2 protein-coding genes are annotated in these 2,142 nt (G+C 41.6%); both read left to right on the forward strand.

Going from position 1 to position 2,142, the window contains the following annotated elements; translation table 11 throughout:
• Positions 1-1,085 (forward strand): recombinase family protein (locus QZ359_RS08120; protein WP_293965378.1); only part of this gene is annotated, 1,085 nt, incomplete at its 5' end.
• An 80-nt stretch (positions 1,086-1,165) separates the two neighbouring features.
• A partial coding sequence (locus QZ359_RS08125) for a Mur ligase family protein (RefSeq protein ID WP_293965379.1) occupies positions 1,166-2,142 on the forward strand: 977 nt, incomplete at its 3' end.

Genomic DNA, 2,142 nt, shown 5'->3' on the forward strand with positions numbered 1-2,142 from the left:
GGTTAGTAGATGAATATGCTTCAGAAATCGTTAAACGGATATTTTCGGAGTATATTTCAGGCAGAACGCCAACCGAGATAGCTCAAGGTTTAAGGCGTGACAAAGTCCTCACTCCTGCTCGCTACAAAAAGAAGCTGGGTGTTTCGAACTATCGAATTTTAGAGAGTGACCCTTGTTATTGGAAAACTCAGATGATTTGGCAAATATTGGAAAAAGAGGAGTATATCGGCTCAACCATTAACTTGAAAACCGCAAAAATTTCCTACAAACAGCGAAATTGTCGCCTGCGACCTCGTGAAGATTGGCTAATTTTCCCAGATAGCCACGAAGCAATTATTTCGAAGGAAGATTTCGAAATTGCAAGAAAAATGATGAACCACAAGCGAGTCGTTCAAAGGCATAACTGGAAAAACAAAACAGGACATGAAAACTTGTTTGCAGGCTTGCTTTATTGCGAAAACGAGCATAAATTAAGTTTTTGCCCACAAGAAAAAGATGGCGTGAACCTCGACCATTATAAATGTTACCATTTTAAGCGAGCTGGCGATACTTGTTCGGGCGGTCACTATCTTCGTAAAGAAGTATTGGAAAACCTAATTTTAAACGAGCTTCAAGAACTGATAAACTCGCTTCAGATTAACGAAGCAGATTTATTACAGCGCTTGAAGGATAAGTTTGAAATCAAAGAAACCAAGAAGTTTAGCGAACTGAAAAAACAGCTGACCAAAAACGAACAGCGAATGGTGGAGTTGGATACTATCATCCAGCGACTCTACGAAAAGCAACTCTTGGGTGAGATTGCGGATGACCGCTTCAAAAAATTGTGCGACAGCTATGAGGCGGAACAAGCCGAGTTGAAGGAAAAAGTCCAAACTGCCACCGCAACTCTTGGGGTGAAAATGAAATCTGCCCACAACATTGAAGAATTTATGACAACCATTCGAAAATATACTCAGCTTGAGAATTTAACCTCAAAAATTGTCAACGAATTGATTGACAAAATTATTATTCACCAACCGATTGGTAGAGGCAAGAATAGACAAATTAAACTGGAAATACACTACCGATTTATTGGTGATATTTAAGTATTTAAAAGAGCGAGTTGTAGATCACTGCTTTATATATAATAATAGGACTGCTGAGTGAAGTGTGGTATAATAGAAACATGAAATTAAAAACTACTTTGGGCCTTCTTGCTGGGCGTTCTTCCCACTTCATTTTAAGCCGTCTTGGCCGTGGAAGTACGCTTCCAGGAAAACTTGCCCTTCAATTCGATAAAGATATTTTACAAAACCTAGCTAAGAACTACGAGATTGTCGTGGTCACTGGAACCAACGGAAAAACCTTGACAACTGCTCTCACTGTCGGCATTTTAAAAGAGGTTTATGGCCAAGTTCTGACCAACCCAAGCGGTGCCAACATGATTACAGGAATTGCGACAACCTTCTTAACAGCCAAATCTTCTAAAACTGGGAAAAATATTGCCGTCCTAGAAATCGACGAAGCCAGTCTATCTCGTATCTGTGACTATATCCAGCCAAGCCTTTTTGTCATCACGAATATCTTCCGTGACCAGATGGACCGCTATGGTGAAATTTACACAACTTACAAGATGATTTTGGATGCCATTCGTAAGGTGCCTACTGCCACTGTTCTTCTTAATGGAGACAGTCCACTTTTCTACAAGCCAGCTATTCCAAATCCTGTACAGTATTTTGGTTTTGACTTGGAGAAAGGTCCAGCTCAGCTGGCTCACTATAATACCGAAGGAATCCTCTGCCCTGACTGCCAAGGCATCCTCAAATATGAGCACAATACTTATGCAAACTTGGGTGCCTATATCTGTGAAGGTTGTGGATGTAAACGTCCTGATCTCGACTATCGCTTGACAGAACTAGTTGAGTTAACCAACAATCGCTCTCGCTTTGTCATTGACGGCCAAGAATACGGCATCCAAATCGGTGGACTTTACAACATCTACAACGCCCTAGCTGCTGTGGCTATCGCCCGTTTCCTCGGCGCAGATTCCCAACTAATCAAGCAGGGATTTGATAAGAGTCGTGCTGTCTTTGGACGCCAGGAAACCTTCCATATCGGTGACAAGGAATGCACCCTCGTCTTGATTAAAAATCCAGTCGGTGC

This window comes from Streptococcus sp. (genome assembly GCF_019414905.1).
GTDB lineage: Bacteria > Bacillota > Bacilli > Lactobacillales > Streptococcaceae > Streptococcus.